Origin of the sequence: Moellerella wisconsensis ATCC 35017 (assembly GCF_001294465.1) — a bacterium.
In the GTDB taxonomy this organism is placed as follows: Bacteria; Pseudomonadota; Gammaproteobacteria; order Enterobacterales; family Enterobacteriaceae; genus Moellerella; species Moellerella wisconsensis.
Genome location: NZ_LGAA01000010.1, coordinates 65,489 through 84,215, shown reverse-complemented (window position 1 = coordinate 84,215; position 18,727 = coordinate 65,489). Strand labels below are relative to the sequence as shown.

General features: G+C 40.5%; 16 protein-coding genes. 4 read left to right on the top strand and 12 right to left on the bottom strand.

What is annotated here, in order from left to right:
• Positions 1–191: 191 nt before the first annotated feature.
• The 6 genes from dapB to ribF form a co-directional block, all read right to left on the bottom strand.
• Positions 192–1,013 carry a 4-hydroxy-tetrahydrodipicolinate reductase gene (gene dapB, locus M992_RS05245; protein ID WP_053907640.1) on the bottom strand — a complete coding sequence of 274 codons (822 nt, stop codon included), beginning with the start codon at positions 1,011–1,013 and terminating at the stop codon, positions 192–194.
• A gap of 292 nt (positions 1,014–1,305) precedes the next feature.
• The gene (gene ispH, locus M992_RS05240) at positions 1,306–2,259 is read right to left on the bottom strand and encodes a 4-hydroxy-3-methylbut-2-enyl diphosphate reductase (protein ID WP_053907639.1); all 954 of its coding nucleotides are present in this window, start codon (positions 2,257–2,259) and stop codon (positions 1,306–1,308) included.
• The gene (fkpB, locus tag M992_RS05235) at positions 2,240–2,710 is read right to left on the bottom strand and encodes an FKBP-type peptidyl-prolyl cis-trans isomerase (RefSeq protein WP_053907638.1); all 471 of its coding nucleotides are present in this window, start codon (positions 2,708–2,710) and stop codon (positions 2,240–2,242) included. The genes ispH and fkpB overlap by 20 nt, the downstream gene beginning before the upstream one ends.
• Positions 2,711–2,805: 95 nt before the next feature.
• Positions 2,806–3,312, bottom strand: a complete 507-nt coding sequence (gene lspA, locus M992_RS05230) for a signal peptidase II (RefSeq protein WP_053907637.1) — start codon at positions 3,310–3,312, stop codon at positions 2,806–2,808.
• Positions 3,312–6,125, bottom strand: coding sequence for an isoleucine--tRNA ligase (gene ileS, locus M992_RS05225; RefSeq protein ID WP_053907636.1), 2,814 nt, complete (start codon positions 6,123–6,125; stop codon positions 3,312–3,314). The genes lspA and ileS overlap by 1 nt, the downstream gene beginning before the upstream one ends.
• Positions 6,126–6,163: 38 nt before the next feature.
• Positions 6,164–7,090: a bifunctional riboflavin kinase/FAD synthetase gene (gene ribF, locus M992_RS05220; RefSeq protein WP_053907635.1), complete on the bottom strand. Its 927-nt coding sequence runs from the start codon at positions 7,088–7,090 to the stop codon at positions 6,164–6,166.
• Between the two features lie 463 nt (positions 7,091–7,553).
• On the opposite strand from ribF, the gene rpsT reads away from it, so the two are divergent.
• The gene (rpsT, locus tag M992_RS05210; protein ID WP_047255073.1) at positions 7,554–7,814 is read left to right on the top strand and encodes a 30S ribosomal protein S20; all 261 of its coding nucleotides are present in this window, start codon (positions 7,554–7,556) and stop codon (positions 7,812–7,814) included.
• A gap of 72 nt (positions 7,815–7,886) precedes the next feature.
• On the opposite strand, the gene nhaR is transcribed toward rpsT, so the two are convergent.
• Complete coding sequence (gene nhaR / locus M992_RS05205; protein WP_053907633.1) at positions 7,887–8,810, bottom strand: transcriptional activator NhaR; 924 nt, start codon at positions 8,808–8,810, stop codon at positions 7,887–7,889.
• 193 nt (positions 8,811–9,003) lie between these two features.
• Positions 9,004–10,182 (bottom strand): Na+/H+ antiporter NhaA, encoded by a 1,179-nt coding sequence (gene nhaA, locus M992_RS05200; RefSeq protein WP_053907632.1) that lies wholly within the window; start codon positions 10,180–10,182, stop codon positions 9,004–9,006.
• A gap of 382 nt (positions 10,183–10,564) precedes the next feature.
• Between nhaA and M992_RS05195 the strand changes: the two genes are divergently transcribed.
• Entirely contained in the window at positions 10,565–11,413 is an 849-nt protein-coding gene (locus M992_RS05195; protein WP_053907631.1) for a DMT family transporter, read from the top strand.
• A gap of 118 nt (positions 11,414–11,531) precedes the next feature.
• On the opposite strand, the gene dnaJ is transcribed toward M992_RS05195, so the two are convergent.
• Positions 11,532–12,689, bottom strand: a complete 1,158-nt coding sequence (dnaJ, locus tag M992_RS05190) for a molecular chaperone DnaJ (RefSeq protein ID WP_053907630.1) — start codon at positions 12,687–12,689, stop codon at positions 11,532–11,534.
• A 113-nt stretch (positions 12,690–12,802) separates the two neighbouring features.
• Complete coding sequence (dnaK, locus tag M992_RS05185) at positions 12,803–14,716, bottom strand: molecular chaperone DnaK (protein ID WP_047255068.1); 1,914 nt, start codon at positions 14,714–14,716, stop codon at positions 12,803–12,805.
• Between the two features lie 338 nt (positions 14,717–15,054).
• On the opposite strand from dnaK, the gene satP reads away from it, so the two are divergent.
• On the top strand, positions 15,055–15,618 hold the full coding sequence (satP, locus tag M992_RS05180; RefSeq protein ID WP_053907629.1) for an acetate uptake transporter: 564 nt from the start codon (positions 15,055–15,057) through the stop codon (positions 15,616–15,618).
• A 57-nt stretch (positions 15,619–15,675) separates the two neighbouring features.
• Here the strand turns inward: satP and mog are convergent, their stop codons facing one another.
• Positions 15,676–16,251, bottom strand: coding sequence for a molybdopterin adenylyltransferase (gene mog, locus M992_RS05175; RefSeq protein WP_053907628.1), 576 nt, complete (start codon positions 16,249–16,251; stop codon positions 15,676–15,678).
• 395 nt (positions 16,252–16,646) lie between these two features.
• Positions 16,647–17,600, bottom strand: coding sequence for a transaldolase (tal, locus tag M992_RS05170; protein ID WP_047255065.1), 954 nt, complete (start codon positions 17,598–17,600; stop codon positions 16,647–16,649).
• 287 nt (positions 17,601–17,887) lie between these two features.
• On the opposite strand from tal, the gene yaaA reads away from it, so the two are divergent.
• Positions 17,888–18,664 carry a peroxide stress protein YaaA gene (yaaA, locus tag M992_RS05160; RefSeq protein ID WP_053907627.1) on the top strand — a complete coding sequence of 259 codons (777 nt, stop codon included), beginning with the start codon at positions 17,888–17,890 and terminating at the stop codon, positions 18,662–18,664.
• The last annotated feature ends 63 nt before the right edge of the window (positions 18,665–18,727 follow it).

Sequence of the window (18,727 nt, the reverse complement as noted above, 5' to 3'; positions counted from 1 at the left end):
AGATAATTAAAAAGCGTTATAGAAAAACAGCCATCACGCTTATAGCGGTGAATTATTAATCACAACGGCAGTTAAAAACAAAGATAAACAACAAAAACAACCAAATAAATAATAATTGATAATTACAAAGAGATAAATCACAATAAAGTTATTATTATTGTGATTTATCAATTAATTAAAAAACAATTAAATTAAAGTGAATCAAGATTAAGCACATCTTTCATATCAAATAATCCTTTATTTTTAGACTTTAACCAAACAGAAGCCTTAACAGCGCCATTTGCAAAGGTCATTCGACTCGAAGCCTTATGAGTTATTTCAACTCGCTCGCCGATATCAGCAAACATTGCGGTATGCTCGCCGACTATATCGCCAGCTCTCACTGTCGCAAAACCAATAGTGTGTGGTTTGCGTTCTCCGGTATAGCCTTCACGCGTATAAACCGCACAATCTTTCAGTGAGCGGCCTAATGCGTGGGCGATTGATTCTCCCATGGCCAATGCAGTGCCTGAAGGCGCATCTACTTTATGGCGATGATGAGCTTCAATAATTTCAATATCGCTATAATCGCCCATGATTTTTGCCGCTTTTTCTAGCAATTTCAGCACTAAGTTCACTCCAACGCTAAAATTGGCAGCAAAAACAATTGGAATAGAGTGCGCCGCATCAGCAATGGCTTGTTTACCCGCATCATCAAATCCGGTAGTGCCAATAACCATGGCTTTATGATGTGCACAGCAAATTGATAGATAATTAAGTGTGGCTTCTGGGCGAGTAAAATCGATAACCACATCAAAATTATCCGTAATTTTCGCCAAATCATCTTGAATCAGCACGCCATTACAGCCTATTCCTGCCATTTCACCCGCATCGACATCTACCAAAGATGAACCAACACGTTCGATTGCTGCACCAAGGCAGACGCCATCCAGTTGTGCTGTCGCTTGGATCAATTGACGTCCCATGCGCCCACCAGCCCCAACAATAGCAACTCGCACTAATGAATCTGTCATGTTTTCCCTTACTTAAAATATGATTTAAAGAAATTAATAACAGATTAGCGATCATCGTTGAGCTGTGCCAGTGTTAAACGACAGTTATTAACAAAAGCCTATAAAGCCATGGAATTATCAGAAAAACTTGTAATAAAACATGAAGAGGGAAAAGTATGACTAAAAAAAGGAAAAAATAGGGAGAGATGCCATCTTTATACGCTTAAGATGGCATTAAAAATAGGCAGCCACTCTACTAACTTAGAATGATATTATTGCTAAACAATGACAAAAAAGACGATGAAGCCATTTTTTAAATCACTTGTTTAACATCGACGCGCAGTTCTTTAGGCACTTCAAAAACAATGTTTTCTTCGCGCCCCTGCAAATCAGTCACCTCACCGGCGCCTAACTGCTGTAAACGCTCAATCACTTGGCGCACTAAAATATCAGGCGCTGAAGCCCCCGCAGTCAACCCAATAATCTGTTTATTTTCTAGCCATTCAGTTTGAATATCGTCAGCAGAATCAATCAAATAAGCAGGTTTATCCATACGCGATGCAAGTTCAGCTAATCGATTTGAATTGGACGAGTTTTTTGACCCCACCACCAGTACAATATCTGCCTGCTGGGCTAAATCACGAGCCGCTTCTTGACGATTAGTTGTGGCATAACAGATATCATCTTTACGTGGTCCGACAATTTTAGGGAATCGCTTAACCAAAGCATCAATAACATCCGAAGTATCATCTACAGACAGCGTAGTCTGGGTCATAAAACTCAGATTATCTTCATCTTTAACTTGGAGTTTCAATACATCTTGTGGATTTTCGACCAAGTACATCCCGCCTTCAGGGTTGTTATACTGCCCCATCGTGCCTTCAACTTCAGGGTGCCCAGCATGGCCAATTAAAATGGCTTCTTTGCCTTTACGGCTCGCGCGAGCGACTTCCATATGCACTTTAGTGACCAACGGACAGGTCGCATCAAATAGCATAGTTAAATTACGTTCTCGGGCTTCTTGACGAATAGCCTGTGACACACCATGGGCTGAGAAAATCAGAATAGCGCCATCAGGGACATCAGATATTTCTTCGATGAAAATCGCACCGCGTTCACGCAGATTATTTACTACGTAGCGGTTATGTACTACTTCATGGCGTACATAAATAGGTGCGCCATACATTTCTAACGCACGCTCGACAATACTAATTGCGCGATCAACACCCGCGCAAAATCCACGAGGATTAGCCAGCAATATCTGCATTTTGACTCTCCATTTGCGGGTCAATCTCAAGCACTTCAATATCGAAAGTGATATTTTGTTCGGCGAGAGGATGATTAAAATCAACGGTGATTGATTCACCATCGATTGATTTTACAACACCTGGCATTTCACTGCCATTAATGGCCGTAAACAGAATAATAGTCCCAATTTCTGGGATCCCAGAATCAATAAAATCACGTAAATGAAAATACTGAACTAAATCAGGATTACTTTTACCAAAAACGGTATCACCGGGCAGAGTAAACTGTTTTTTCTCCCCCACAGTCAACCCAAGAAGTTCAGCTTCTAATTCTGGAGACAGTGAGTTATCCCCGAGACGAAATAAGGTCGGTTTTCCCTGACTGAGTGACGAATCAGCGGTTGAGCCATCTTCCAGTTTAAGCGTAAAGTGCAGTAAAACTGCACTGTGCTCCTGCACCTGCGTAGACATGTATAAAACCTATTAGCAAAAATAAAAATCAGCCCGGCGAACCGGGCTGATAAGGTGTCATGGTAAGGCCGATCTCTTACAGGCTATCCAACCAACTATTTAGCCTGCTTGGCCTGCGATTTATTTTCGGGTAAAAAACTTTCGAAAATAATTAACGCCGCTCCGACACAAATTGCCATATCGGCAAGATTAAATGTCGGCCAATGCCAATTCCCAACATAAAAATCGAGATAGTCGATCACAAATCCATGCATTAGACGATCAATTAAATTCCCAATCGCCCCACCAATAATCAAGGCATAGGCTATGTTACTTAATCTTTTAGCGGCACTTTGGCGATACATCATGACGATTAAAATCACTGAAATAGCAATAGCTATTCCCGCAAAGAACCAGCGCTGCCAGCCACCTTTATCGGCTAAAAAGCTAAATGCAGCGCCAAAATTTTGCGCATACATTAGATTAAAAAATGACGTAACTTCAATCGGTACATACAGTCTGAAATTTTGATAAACGTATTGTTTAATCGCAATATCCAGAATTAAGACCAATACAGTTAACCATAACCAACGTAAACCAGTGGAAAAAATGGGTGTCTTCATTATGCAAACTTACGCTTTTCACCGTCACCGGCGACATTAGTAACACAGCGGCCACACAAATCAGCATGCTCTGCATCTTTACCGATATCGGTCGTGTAATGCCAGCAACGAGGGCATTTTTCACCTTCGGCTTTGCTAAAGGCAATTTTCAGACCGCTCAGCTCGCTGTCTTGAGCTTCGGCTGGTGCTTGTGCGATATCGACTACTTTGGCTTGCGATGTCAGCAGAGCAAAACGTAATTCATCACCAAGTTGATTCAGTTTTTGCGCTAATTGGCTATCTACATACAGAGTTACAGCGGCTTCCAATGAACTTCTGATATGTTTATCAGTACGTGCTTGTTCAAGCACTTTGTTCACTTCGCTACGAATAATCAGCAATTCAGCCCAGAAATCATCATTCATTTGCTCATCGGCTTTTAAGCCAAACAGCTGCTCGTACCACTCTTCAGTTAATACAAATTTACTGCGCTCGCCCGGCATCTGCTGCCAAATTTCTTCTGCGGTAAAGGACAGAATAGGCGCAATCCAACGAACCATAGCTTCTGATATATGGTACAACGCGGTTTGACAGCTACGACGCGCAATACTGTCGCTTTTCGCCGTATATTGACGATCTTTAATTATATCGAGGTAGAAAGAACCCATTTCGATAGAACAGAAATGCATCAGGCGCTGAACCACTGATAAGAAATCATACTCTTCGTAATGTTTCAAGATTTCTTCTTGTGCTACTTTTGCACGGCCTACCGCCCAGCGATCAAGGCTGACCATATCTTCTGGTTTAACCTGATCGGTTTCTGGATTAAAACCGTTTAAGTTCGCCAGCAAGAAACGGGCAGTATTACGAATACGGCGATATGAATCAGCAGCGCGTTTCAAGATTTCATCAGAAACAGCAATTTCACCCGCGTAATCGGTTGAAGCTACCCATAAGCGCAGAATATCGGCACCCAGTTTATTCATCACATCTTGTGGGCTTACCGTATTGCCCAGTGATTTTGACATTTTACGGCCTTGGCCATCAACGGTGAAACCGTGAGTCAGAACCTGACGGTAAGGCGCTTTGCCTTTCATCGCGGTAGATAACATCAGCGATGACATAAACCAACCACGGTGCTGGTCTGAGCCTTCCAAATAGATATCAGCAGAATGACCTTTAAACTCAGGACGCGCATCAACCACCGCAAAATGGGTCGAGCCAGAGTCAAACCATACATCCAGTGTATCTGGAACTTTACGGTAATTAGCCGCATCTGCGCCTAATAAATCCGCCGGGTCAAGATCCCACCACGCTTGAATCCCATCAACTTCTACACGTTTAGCCACTTCTTCCATCAGCTCAAGCGTACGCGGATGCAATTCTTCGGTTTCATTATGTACGAAGAGAGACATTGGCGTGCCCCAAGTACGCTGACGAGAGATACACCAGTCTGGGCGATTTTCAACCATAGATTCGATACGTGCACGTCCCCAACCAGGGATCCACTCGACGACATCAATTTCTTTCAGTGATTGTTTACGCAGACCGTTTTTATCCATACCGATAAACCATTGCGGAGTCGCACGGAAAATAACCGGTGTTTTATGACGCCAACAGCATGGATAGCTATGCTGAATCGGTTGTTTAAACAGCAGTGTGCCTTTTTCATCTAATAAATTAACGACAATATCATTCGCTTTGAAAATAAATACGCCGTCTAATTCCGGATAAGTATTAGCTAAGAAGCACCCATCTGGACCGACTGGATTAGCAACTTCTAAATCATATTTTTGACCAATGACATAGTCTTCAGGACCGTGGCCTGGTGCAGTATGCACTGCGCCCGTACCTGCATCTAGCGTGACGTGGTCGCCTAAGATAACGGGAACATCGAAGCCCATAAATGGATGATTGAAGCGCAGTAATTCAAGTTCACTGCCCGTACATTGACCGACAACTTGCCACTCAGAAATACCGACCGTTTTCATCACATCTTCGACTAAATCCTCAGCCAAAATCATCAGCTCGCCATTAGCTTTTAATAGCTGATAATTAAATTCAGGATTCAATGAAATAGCACGGTTAGCTGGCAACGTCCATGGAGTGGTTGTCCAAATAATCATTGAAACGGACTGACCATCAGCGTTAAACGCAAATTTTTCAGCCACAACAGCGCTATCAACCGCAGGGAAACGGACATAAATAGATGGCGATGTTTTATCGTAATATTCAACTTCCGCTTCTGCCAGTGATGAACCACATGCGGTACACCAATGAACCGGTTTTGCGCCTTTCACTAAGTGACCGTTAGCGATAGTTTTAGCGAGTGCACGAATAATGTTAGCTTCTGTTTTAAAATCCATGGTCAGATAAGGATGTTCCCAATCGCCTAAAACACCAAGACGAATGAAATCAGCTTTCTGGCCTTCGATTTGTTCTTTTGCATATTTACGGCATTCGGCACGGAATTCAGCGGCGGAAACTTTTTCGCCCGGTTTACCGACAATCTGCTCAACTTTATGCTCGATTGGTAAACCATGGCAATCCCAACCAGGGATATACGGTGAATCAAAACCTGATAACCCTTTGGATTTAATAATAATATCTTTGAGAATTTTGTTGACTGAGTGACCAATATGAATATTGCCGTTGGCGTACGGAGGGCCATCGTGCAAAATAAACATTTTTTTGCCCGATTTTGCTTCACGAATAGCCTGATACAAGCCTTCTTTATACCAGTTATCTAACATTTGTGGCTCGCGTTTAGCGAGATCACCACGCATAGGAAACCCTGTTTCAGGTAGATTCAAGGTGTTTTTATAGTCACTCATTCGATTCTCAGTTCCAATTTTCCGCTAAATTATATGACTTATTGCGACAGATATTTTCTTGCCGCGATCACATCATTTGCGATCTGCTCCTTCAATGCATCGAGTGAAGCAAATCGCTGCTCATCGCGTAATTTTTTACGCAAAACAACATCAATATGACGACCATACAAGTCCATGCAGGTATCAATAAGATGAACTTCTAGTTGCTGACCTTTGCCTGCGACCGTTGGCCGAGTACCAATATTCGCCACACCGGGTAACGGTTTTTCGTCTAGTCCGTACACTTCAACCGCATAAACCCCTTTTACAGGGGCAACCAAACGCTTTAACGGTAGGTTGGCGGTTGGGAAGCCAATCGTACGTCCGAGTTGGTTTCCGTGAACGACTCGCCCACTGATCCTATATGGGTGACCTAATAACGTTTCCGCTAATAAAAGGTCATCTTGCTGGATTGCTTTGCGTATTGCAGTACTGCTAATACGCAGCCCTGAATCACAAAAGCTTTCAGTATTGGCCACTTCAAAACCAGAAGCCTTCCCCGCATCTTGTAAGAATTTGAAGTCGCCCTGACGATTTTTACCAAAACGAAAATCATCACCGACGGCTAAAAATTTCACACCCAGTTTTTTAACCAGTAATTGTGAAACAAATTCATCGGGCGTCAGTGAAGCGAAATGATCGTTAAACTCAACACAGAGTAAATAATCAAGGCCATTTTCTGCAAGATATTTCACTTTGTCACGCAAACGTGTCAAACGTGCGGGTGCTTTATCACCCATAAAAAATTCTAACGGCTGAGGTTCAAAAATCATTACCATAGTAGGTAAACCCAACCTTTGTGCCTCAAGCTTTAAATTTTTCAATAAAGCTTGATGTCCACGATGCACACCATCAAAGTTACCGATTGTTAATACACAACCATGATGACACGCCCGTATATTCTGTATACCGCGAATTAGCTCCATAACAGGCTCAATACCGTGGAAATTACTGGATTATACCTTGTACTTGACCCAAGGTTAACCCAAGATCGTAAAAGGATTTCATTAACATCAGTGATCAATACAACAAAATTGTCCTGACGTCTCGAAAAATATGAAATTTATTGCATTTTATCACGCTCAAAAAACAGGTGATTTTTTTATCGGTTATAATTTGTACAAATAAAATGCTTTTCTATGATAATTATGAACAAAAATGCCGATTAGTGACAATGTTTTCATTTCAGATTAATCAATTAACATTTTTTCGTGTTAAAGTCTGTATTCTGGTGGCGTTAACTGGTAAAATCCTTCGCCATTCACAACGCAACAATAGTGTCGATGTACAAGACGCTTGTTTGCACAAATCCATTGACAAATGAAGGGCGACAGGGCATATTCCTCGACCTTTGAATGTCCTCGAAAGAATATATTTGGGAGTTTGACCTTGGCTAATATCAAATCAGCTAAGAAACGCGCCATTCAGTCAGAAAAACGTCGTCAGCATAACGCTAGCCGTCGTTCTATGGTGCGTACTTTTATCAAGAAAGTATACGTTGCTATCGCTTCTGGCGATAAAGAAGCTGCTCAGAAAGCATTCAATGACATGCAACCAATTGTTGATCGTCACGCTACTAAAGGCCTGATCCACAAAAATAAAGCAGCACGTCATAAGAGCAGTTTAGCAGCTCAAATCAAAGCAATGTAATTTTTTGCTTTTGATTAAATTAAAAAAACCGGCTCTGCCGGTTTTTTTATATCTGCTATAAAATATCTGTCATTACACTTTTTGTTCTAATCGATTAAACGGTGTATTAAATAATTCAGAAAAATCTTTATTGCAGACTCGTTGAACCGCTGGGTGTTGGATCATACGTTCGGCAAAAATAACATAATACTCTTCTTTTACGCTGTCTAATGTGCCTATCTCAACTACTTCATCATCGGAAAAAATATCCTTAGCATACAATGATGGTGCCACAAAAATTGCATTATGATACATACCAAACGCTTTCATTAATGCCGCATCATCAAACTCGCCAAGCACTTCAACTTGTAAATTTTTATTACGGATCCAAGTTAATAGATGACGACCTAGCATTGAACGTCTTCCCGGGATCAGTAAACGGCGTTCTTCTAAACATTCAGGAAATGGTTTCTTAGGTGCAGGCTGACGGCAAAAAAAGCTTACGCTACATTCGCCTAATTTAACCGAAAACAATCCTTCTTGTTGCGATGAATCAACCGGGCAATCGGATAAGATCATATCCAATTTATGCTGACTCAACTGCTCTAATAACATTTCATGAGTCGATTCAAAACAACGTAAATGAATTTGTTCATGCTCCACAACCGCAGTTTCAAGTACCCGACTGACTAAACGTTTAGATAATGCATCTGCCACACCAACATCAAATAATAAATTTGACTCACGGCTATAATTCACAATATCTAGCATTTCTTGGCTCAGCATAAACATTTTATCCGCATAACGGAAAATAAGCTGCCCCAATTCTGAAGGCACTAAACCTCGTCCTTGTCGTTTAAATAATTTACCCCCTAACCGTTCTTCCAGTGCTTTAATTTGGCCTGTAATGGTTTGTGGCGTCAAATACAAGGCTTCTGCGGCTCCAACTACCGAACCTTCCTTACAAACATGCCAAAAATAATAAAGATGGTTAAAGTTTAAATGTGACACCTGCATATCAATTCCTTCTGTACTGCCAACAATAGTAATAACAAATACAGACTCAGTAGCCTCTATCTGTTCTCCATTCTAAGGAGCTAAAACAATAAAATACTTGCAGTATGAAAAAAATAATCATACTGCAAGCACATAATTGAAGATTAATTCGGAAATTCTGACGTTAAATCTTATTACAATTATAAAGTTTAGTCTAAGATTGTATTGTTGCTCGTTTCGGTAAGGATAACTTTAACAAGATAAAACCGATCACCGCAGCTACCGTCGAACCAATTAAAATACCTAGGCGCGAGTAAGTACTGTAGCTTTCAGCTAACCCATCAAAGGCTAAACCGGCAATAAAGATAGACATAGTAAAACCGATCCCACAAAGTACCGATACAGCAAAAATTTGCTTCAGGTTAATCTCACCGGGTAGCTTAGCCAACCCTAGTTTTACCGAAACCACGCTAAAGAGAAAAATCCCTAATGGCTTACCAATAAATAATCCAGCAGCTACCCCTAAAGGCAAGGTGCTAATTAATCCATCGAATGTCACACCCTGAAGTTGAACGCCTGCATTTGCAAAAGCAAACAGAGGTAAAATTAAATAAGCAACCCACGGGTGCAAAACATGCTCCAACTCTTCAGAGGGTTTGGTATTACTGGTACCACGTAGCGGAATTAAGAAACCGACCACGACACCGGCTAACGTCGCATGTACGCCTGATTTTAAAATACAGACCCACAAGATTAAGCCAACCACTAAATAAGCTGATGAGTTTTCCACTCGGCGCCAGTTCATCAAAATTAACAATAAGATACATACGGCAGCTAACCCTAATGCAACGAGTGACACCGACTTAGTATAGAAGAACGCAATAATGACAATCACGCCCAAATCGTCAATAATCGCTAGTGCTAACAAGAAAACTTTAAGCTCTGTAGGGACACGCTTACCTAATAACGCCATAACACCCAGTGCAAAAGCAATATCCGTTGCGGCAGGAATCGCCCACCCTTGTCGAGTCACCTCGTCTGCACCATTAAATACTAGATAGATAAGCGCAGGCGCAATCATGCCGCCTAACGCAGCAATCGCCGGGAAAATAGCTTTATCACGCCCAGCCAAAGAGCCTTCCAATAATTCTCTTTTAACTTCCAAGCCCACCACTAAAAAGAAGATCGCCATAAGAAAATCGTTAATCCACAATATAAGTGGCTTATCAATCTCTAATGCAGCAACTTTCACTGCCACTGGGATATCTAAAAATTGCTGATATATCGCCTGTAATGGTGTATTTGCCATAACCAAAGCGATAATGGCAGCAATAATAAGCAACAAACCACCCGCTGCTTCTAACCTGAGAAATTGACGTATAATTGCTGTCATATTTACTAACCTTATAAATTGATTTGATTGTTAATATTATGCTAACAATCAACTCGAAAAAAATCGTTTATTTATGAATAATAACTCGGAAAAACCAACGCTATAGGATTATCATGATTAAATAATCTAAATACAGTTAATTAATTGTTACCTTAATATTCAATACACTATATTTTGTGAGTTATCAAAATTTAGTACGAGAGTCATTAATATTAATGTTATCGGCGGTAAGCTGTTTTTTTCGTAGGTTAGGATGAAAAAATAACAATAGAAACTGTAAGATAACCATTCAGATCGCATAACATCATCATATTACGTGGGAATATACAGTGGAAACTCATCACATGACTGATTCTAAGATACGGAGCGACAACATTAACTTATGACTATTTCTGTATTACTTGCCGTATTATTTGCTGCTTTTTGCCATGCCAGTTGGAATGCGCTAGTTAAATTTGGTAATGATCGATTGTTTGGTCTGCTTATCATTGCTTTCTTTTCAGGCTTACTATCAGCGCCTGCACTATTGTGGGTCGGGTTTCCCCCATCTGAATCAATTCCTTGGCTAGCTTTATCCACTTTATTTCATATTGGTTATACTTTTTTTCTGAGCAAAGCCTATTCAACTGGCGATTTAAGTCAAATTTATCCAATATCGCGCGGTACCGCACCACTTATGGTGGCAGCTCTGAGTATCATTATTTTTAATCATCCTCTATCTCTAAACGAATTGGCCGGTATTTTATTGATTATCACCGGCGTATTGTTGATTGCTTTAGTAGGTAAAGAGCGACAACTGAATATTAAAGGAAAAGCATTAATTTATGCTCTAATTACCGCCTTATTTACCGCCTGCTATACATTAGCCGATGGACAAGGTGCGAGAGCAGGCGATTCGCCACTTAGCTATACACTGTGGCTATTTTTTATCAATGGACTAGTTTTGATTATTCCAGCAATAATTAAATACCGAACCACACTACTGAAGGGATGTCGCCGTTATTGGAAAATAGGGATATTCGGTGGATTAATGCAATTAATGAGTTATGGCATTGTTATTTGGGCTATGAGTAAATCGTCAATTGTTTTAGTTGCCGCTTTAAGAGAAACCAGTGTGTTATTTGCGATGTTTTTATCTATCGTCTTTCTGAAAGAACATTTTAACCGTACACGCATAATCGCCTGCGTGGTTATTCTAGGCGGTGTATTACTAGCTAAAATGAGCCACTGATCATTTCTCCTCCTAATCGCCTTTCTATTAAAAATAATAACGCCCATATTACTCTCATAATATGGGCGTTATTTTTAACTAGAATACAGCTAAGCTATGATGATAAACGACAGAAAAATTATTTATTGGTCAAATCATCAAAGAATTTTTTCACGCTATCTAAAAAGCGTTTTGAACGCGGGCTATTTTTTTCGCCACTAGTCCCGCCTAAAGATTCGCCTAATTCTCGTAATAATTCTTTCTGTTTTTCGTTGAGTTTAACCGGTGTTTCTACCACGATATGGCACATCAAATCTCCCTGATGTCCACCACGGACAGATTTCACACCTTTATTCTTCATACGGAAGATTTTGCCTGTTTGCGTTTCTGCTGGGATCTTAAGTTTTACTCGACCATCCAGCGTTGGCACTTCAATTTCACCGCCTAATGCAGCCACGGTGAAATTAATCGGCACTTCGCAATGCAGGTTATTATCATCTCGCTCAAAAATATGATGAGGTAAAACTCTTACCTGTACATATAAATCACCCGCTGGTGCGCCATTATCTCCGGCTTCACCTTCGCCACTTAAGCGAACTCTATCTCCAGTATCAACGCCCGCTGGGATCTTAACGGATAAGGTTTTATATTTCTCAACTCGGCCATGCCCATGACATTTGTTGCACGGCTCTTTAATAATTTTTCCACGACCATGACAAGTTGGACAAGGCTGCTGAACCGAGAAAAATCCTTGGCGCATATGAACTTGGCCTGCACCATGACAGGTAGAACAAGTCTCAACATCAGTACCCGGTTTCGCTCCATTACCATGACAAACATCACAAGTTTGTAATGTAGGAATACGGATCTCTTTGGTCACCCCACGAACAGCTTCTTCTAGTGTTAAGTCGATGTTGTACTGAAGATCAGATCCACGACTAGAGCGTTGCTGACGGCGTCCTCCGCCGAATATATCGCCGAAGACGTCACCAAAAACATCGCTGAAATCAGCGCCACCGCCGAAACCACCACCGAAGCCGCCACCGCCGCCTCCGCCCATTCCACCTTGCTCAAAGGCTGCATGACCATATTGGTCATAAGCGGCACGTTTTTGCTCGTCAGAAAGGACTTCGTATGCTTCCTTGATTTCTTTGAATTTTTTTTCAGATTCGTCTTTATTGCCCTGATTACGATCAGGATGGTATTTCATCGCTAAGCGCTTATACGCTTTTTTGATCTCTTGATCTGTTGCGGTTTTAGAAAGACCTAAAACTTCGTAAAAATCTATTTTTGCCATTTAATTTACCCTTAACATACGCACACGGGCGAAGAGTTTCCTCAACGCCCGTGTCCGGAATTCAGCAACTGATAAGATTATTCCCTATCGGGTCACTGCGCCCGCTAAGGGCCTTATTTTTTGTCTTTGTCGTTAACTTCTTCAAACTCTGCGTCAACAACATCATCATCTTTTTTAGCTTCTGCGCCTGCATTTGCTGCACCCGCTTGAGCTTGCTGCTGAGCCATTTCCATCAGTTTAGATGAAGCTTCTACCAGCGCTTGAATTTTCGCTTCGATTTCTGCTTTATCTTCACCTTTTAGAGAGGCTTCCAGTTCAGATAAAGCTTTTTCGATTTTCTCTTTATCTTCTGCTGGCAATTGCTCACCGGCTTCTTGAATTTGTTTACGTGTACCATGAACCAGTTGGTCAGCTTGGTTACGCGTTTGAACCAATTCTTCAAATTTACGGTCAGCTTCAGCATTGGCTTCCGCTTCATTAACCATTTTCGCGATTTCTTCTTCGTTCAGACCAGAAGATGCTTTAATGGTAATTTGTTGCTCACGACCACTATTTTTATCTTTCGCAGAAACATGCAAGATACCATCAGCATCAATATCGAAAGTAACTTCGATTTGAGGCATCCCACGAGGCGCAGCCTGGATACCATCCAGATTAAACTGGCCCAGTGATTTGTTATCACTTGCACGTTTACGTTCACCTTGCAGCACGTGAATTGTTACTGCTGATTGATTATCTTCAGCGGTAGAGAACACTTGGCTGTGTTTAGTTGGGATCGTGGTATTTTTAGCAATCAGAGCAGTCATAACACCGCCCATAGTTTCAATACCTAAAGACAATGGAGTTACGTCAAGTAACAGCACATCTTTAACATCACCCGCTAACACACCACCTTGAACCGCAGCACCAATCGCAACTGCTTCGTCAGGGTTGACGTCTTTACGTGGTTCTTTACCAAAGAAATCAGCAACAACTTTCTGTACCAGTGGCATACGAGTCTGACCACCGACTAAAATAACGTCGTTGATTTCGTTTACGCTTAAGTTTGCATCTTTCAGAGCAACTTTTACTGGCTCCATAGAGCGTTTGATTAAATCTTCTACCAGTGACTCTAATTTTGCACGAGTCACTTTAATATTCATATGTTTAGGACCTGATGCATCTGCAGTGATGTATGGTAAGTTAACATCCGTTTGCTGTGCAGATGATAGCTCAATTTTAGCTTTCTCCGCGGCTTCTTTCAGACGTTGCATTGCCAGTGGATCGTTATGCAGATCAACACCTTGTTCTTTCTTAAATTCGTCAACCAGATAGTTAATCAGACGGTTATCAAAGTCTTCACCGCCTAAGTGAGTATCACCATTGGTTGCTAAAACTTCATAAGTTTTTTCGCCATCAACTTCATCAATTTCAATAATTGACAGGTCGAATGTACCACCACCTAAGTCATAAACCGCAATAGTACGATTACCGATTTCTTTATCTAAACCGTAAGCCAATGCAGCCGCTGTTGGTTCGTTGATGATACGTTTAACATCTAAACCTGCAATACGACCAGCATCTTTAGTTGCTTGGCGCTGAGCATCGTTAAAGTAAGCTGGAACAGTAATCACTGCTTCAGTCACTGGCTCACCTAAATAATCTTCTGCTGTTTTCTTCATTTTTTTCAGGATTTCAGCAGAAATCTGTGGTGGAGCTAATTTTTGACCTTTAACATCAATCCATGCATCACCATTATCAGCAGAGATAATTTTGAATGGCATGATTGATTCGTCACGCTGAACTTCTTCGTCTTGGAAACGACGACCGATCAGACGTTTGATTGCAAACAGTGTATTTTGTGGATTAGTTACAGCCTGACGTTTTGCTGGCTGACCTACTAAAATTTCACCGTCCTGTGTATAAGCAATTATTGAAGGGGTAGTACGATCGCCTTCAGCATTTTCTAATACGCGCGCATTTGCGCCATCCATAATTGCTACACATGAGTTAGTAGTACCCAAGTCGATACCAATAATTTTACCCATTCTAAACGCCTCCAAAGGAATTCTTTTTATTAAATCTCGTTACCAATCTATATGAGGCTCAATATTTCATTTTCAAGGGAGTTTTTTCTCCAACCTCAAAAAAAATTTCTGTCTATAACAGTGAATGAGACCGATAACTGTGGTTGATATAAAAGATGGGGGCATAAATTAATTCATCAAGGGGAAAATTAAAAATTTTTCAGATTTTTTATCAAAAAATACAGCTCATGATCATTGTCTGCACGATTAATTGTACGTATGATGCGCGGCCACGGTCAATCTCGTGGTTTTTTATTTTAATTATATATTTGAAATTATTATTCTTTTTCAGAGGTTATATGCACTCAAGTACGCTTGCGAATCCCGGTCCATTAGGATTACTAGGTTTTGGTATGACAACCATCCTATTAAATATTCATAATGCAGGTTTTTTCCCCCTTGCCTCTGTTATTTTGAGCATGGGAATTTTTTACGGTGGTATAGCTCAAGTTATCGCAGGTATTTTCGAATATAAAAAAGGAAATACTTTTGCTGCGACGGCTTTTACCTCTTACGGTATGTTCTGGCTCACTTTAGTTGGCTTACTATTTTTACCTACAATGGGGCTAGCAGAGCCGACTGAGCCTGCATTTTTAGCAGTCTATTTGCTAATTTGGGGAATTTTCACTCTGTTTATGTTTGTTGGCACACTTAAAGCTAACACCGCTTTGCAATTTGTCTTTGGGAGCTTAACTGTTCTGTTTGCTCTGCTGGCGATTGCTAATTTTACCGGCAGTGAGTCATTATTAAAAATCGCTGGCTATGTTGGAATTATTTGCGGAGCAAGTGCATTTTATTTAGCAATGGCTGAAGTATTAAATGAACAATATGGGCGTACAGTACTGCCTATTGGTCAACGCTAGTTATATATTTGGATTAATCAGGTGAATTCAATCACCTGATTAATTTTTATGCCTAAATTAACGAATCGCAGATTTTGGTCGAAAGGCTGTTACAATCTTTGGATTAGTTTCTACATAAGGGCCATCGAGTAATTGAATGCAATAAGGAACGCTAGCAAAAATACCAGCTACAATCACCTCACCTTGCTGATTTTTCAATCCTTCCAGTGTTTCCGCAATAGCTTTAGGTTGTCCAGGCAAATTCAATATCAATGATTGATGACGAATAACGCCAACCTGACGAGATAAAATAGCCGTCGGAACAAACTGCAAGCTAATTTGCCGCATTTGTTCACCGAATCCAGGCATTTCACGATCAGCAACAGCCAAAGTTGCATCAGGAGTGACATCCCGCCTCGCTGGCCCGGTTCCCCCAGTAGTTAATACTAAATGACAGCCAAATTCATCAACCAACTCACATAATGTTTGTTCAATCAGCGATTGCTCATCTGGGATTAAACGGGTTTCTACACTAAATGGTGTCGTTATCACCGTAAATAACCAATTTTCTAGTGCAGGGATCCCTTTATCTTCATAAATACCATTAGAAGCACGATCGGAAACCGAAACCAGACCTATGCGCAACTCATTCATACCAACCTCTAATTAACTCGCGGGATAGCTCAAATTCAAAAGATATTCAAAGGCAAGTACTCTCGTCTCACCGCTTTTCTATGAACTAAATAGTATCATGAGGGTTATTAAAGTTGCAGCGTTATCCTATGTTATCGTATAACTTCCCCCGATTATTTGTCAGGATTTATACCCCCATAAATTAACGTGAATTTTTATTTAACGCTAACTCTGGTTTAACAATGATATAAAAATAAACCGGTGATCACCCTAAATTCACATTCATATGGCTGATAATTAAATTAGACTATTATCAACACTCGCTAAACGTAAAAAAGACCGCCCTTCTCAGGTGCAGTCTTTTTATCAATTAATATCTTATCTGTAAGATATTATTAAAAATAATCTCTAGTTACTTACAGTAAATCAGCGATCATTTTTTCCAGTTTTTCTTGGTCGATAGCAAATTTACGGATACCTTCCGCTAGTTTATCAATCGCCATTGGATCTTGATTATGATCCCAATAGAATTCCGCTTCAGTTAATGGTGCAGGAAGCTGCTTGGTTTTGCCAGCATCAGTCAATTTACGTACCACTTCACCTTGGCTTTCTGACAATTCTTTGAGCAATGCTGGAGCAATAGTCAAGCGGTCACAGCCCGCTAGCTCTAAAATTTCACCGCTGTTACGGAAGCTTGCGCCCATAACAACCGTTTTAAAGCCATGTTCTTTATAGAAATTATAAATTTCAGTTACAGAAATAACACCTGGATCTTCCTGTGGTGCGTATTCTTTTTTATCACTGTTAGCTTTATGCCAATCCAAAATACGGCCAACGAATGGAGAGATCAGGAAAACACCGGCTTCTGCACAAGCACGCGCTTGAGCAAAGGAGAACAATAAGGTCAGATTACAGTTGATACCTTCTTTTTCCAGTTGTTCTGCAGCACGAATACCCTGCCAAGTTGAGGCCAATTTGATCAGAATACGGTCGTTGCTAATACCCGCTTCATTATACAGTTTAATTAAACGACGAGCTTTAGCGATACACGCTTCGGTATCGTATGACAGACGCGCATCCACTTCAGTTGAAACACGACCAGGAACTAATTTTAGGATTTCTAAACCAATATTGACTGCAAGTTTGTCGCACGCATCAATAATTTGTTGAGCACGATTATCACTTTGCTTACGTGCCCATTCTACCGCTTCATCGATAAGTTTACGGTATTCAGGAATTTGTGCAGCATTAAGGATAAGAGATGGGTTAGTTGTCGCATCTTCAGGTTTATAAAGCTTCATCGCTTCAATATCGCCAGTATCTGCAACTACGGTGGTTAATTTACGTAAGGAGGTTAATTTATCGGTCATTTCTTATAATCTCGTTGTTATAGATGGAGTTGAGGCAAATGCCGTACCGTTCATTGATAATAACACGGACGTAGTTAGCTGCAAGGAGCTTAATCATTTCAAACTCAACTATTTGATTAGCAAACGATTTCGCTAGTGAAATTAAAACTGAATCCATTAAGCCATCATAATAGAATAAGACGAATATGATTAAAATGTTAATCATTTTTTCTTATTTCAGCTATTAACCTTTTTGCATTAAATTTTGTTACAGTAAATACAATATTGTCTTACAGGGATTAATTTTTATGCTGATTACTATTTCGCCTGCAAAAACATTGGATTATGAAACACCTTTAGTGACAAAAGAGTTTACACAACCTGAATTACTCGAACAGTCACAGCAGCTTATTGATATATGCCGACAGCTAACACCTGCCGATATCAGCCGTTTAATGAAAGTGAGTGATAAAATTGCCGGATTAAATGCAGCTCGCTTTGGCGAATGGCAGCCTAATTTTACACCAGAAAACGCTCGCCAAGCTATTCTGGCTTTTAAAGGCGATGTTTATACGGGTATGCAAGCTGAAACTTTTAGTTCTGCAGATTTTACCTTTGCACAGCAGCATTTAAGAATGCTATCTGGCCTATATGGTGTTTTACGTCCACTAGATTTAATGCAACCTTACCGTCTAGAAATGGGAACGCGGCTTAAAAATCACCGTGGTAAAGATCTGTACGAATTTTGGGGCGATATTATTACACAGCAACTAAACCAAGCTATTAGACAGCAAGGTGATAATATCTTAATTAATTTAGCCTCAGATGAATATTTTAAAGCCGTTAACCAAAAACAACTGGAAGCCACAATTATCAAGCCTGTTTTTCTTGACGAGAAAAATGGACAATTTAAAGTCATCAGCTTCTACGCTAAAAAAGCTCGAGGGTTGATGAGCCGCTTTATTATTCAAAATCAGTTAACTACCGTAGATCAGCTGACTGAATTCAATCTTGAGGGCTATGTTTTTGCCGAGTCTGCATCACAAGATAATGAATTAGTGTTTAAACGCGCTGAGCAGTTTTAATTTCAGCAAATCACGCTATCTGACCAATCCTATCTCGTACTATAGGCTATAAGGTATGCACAA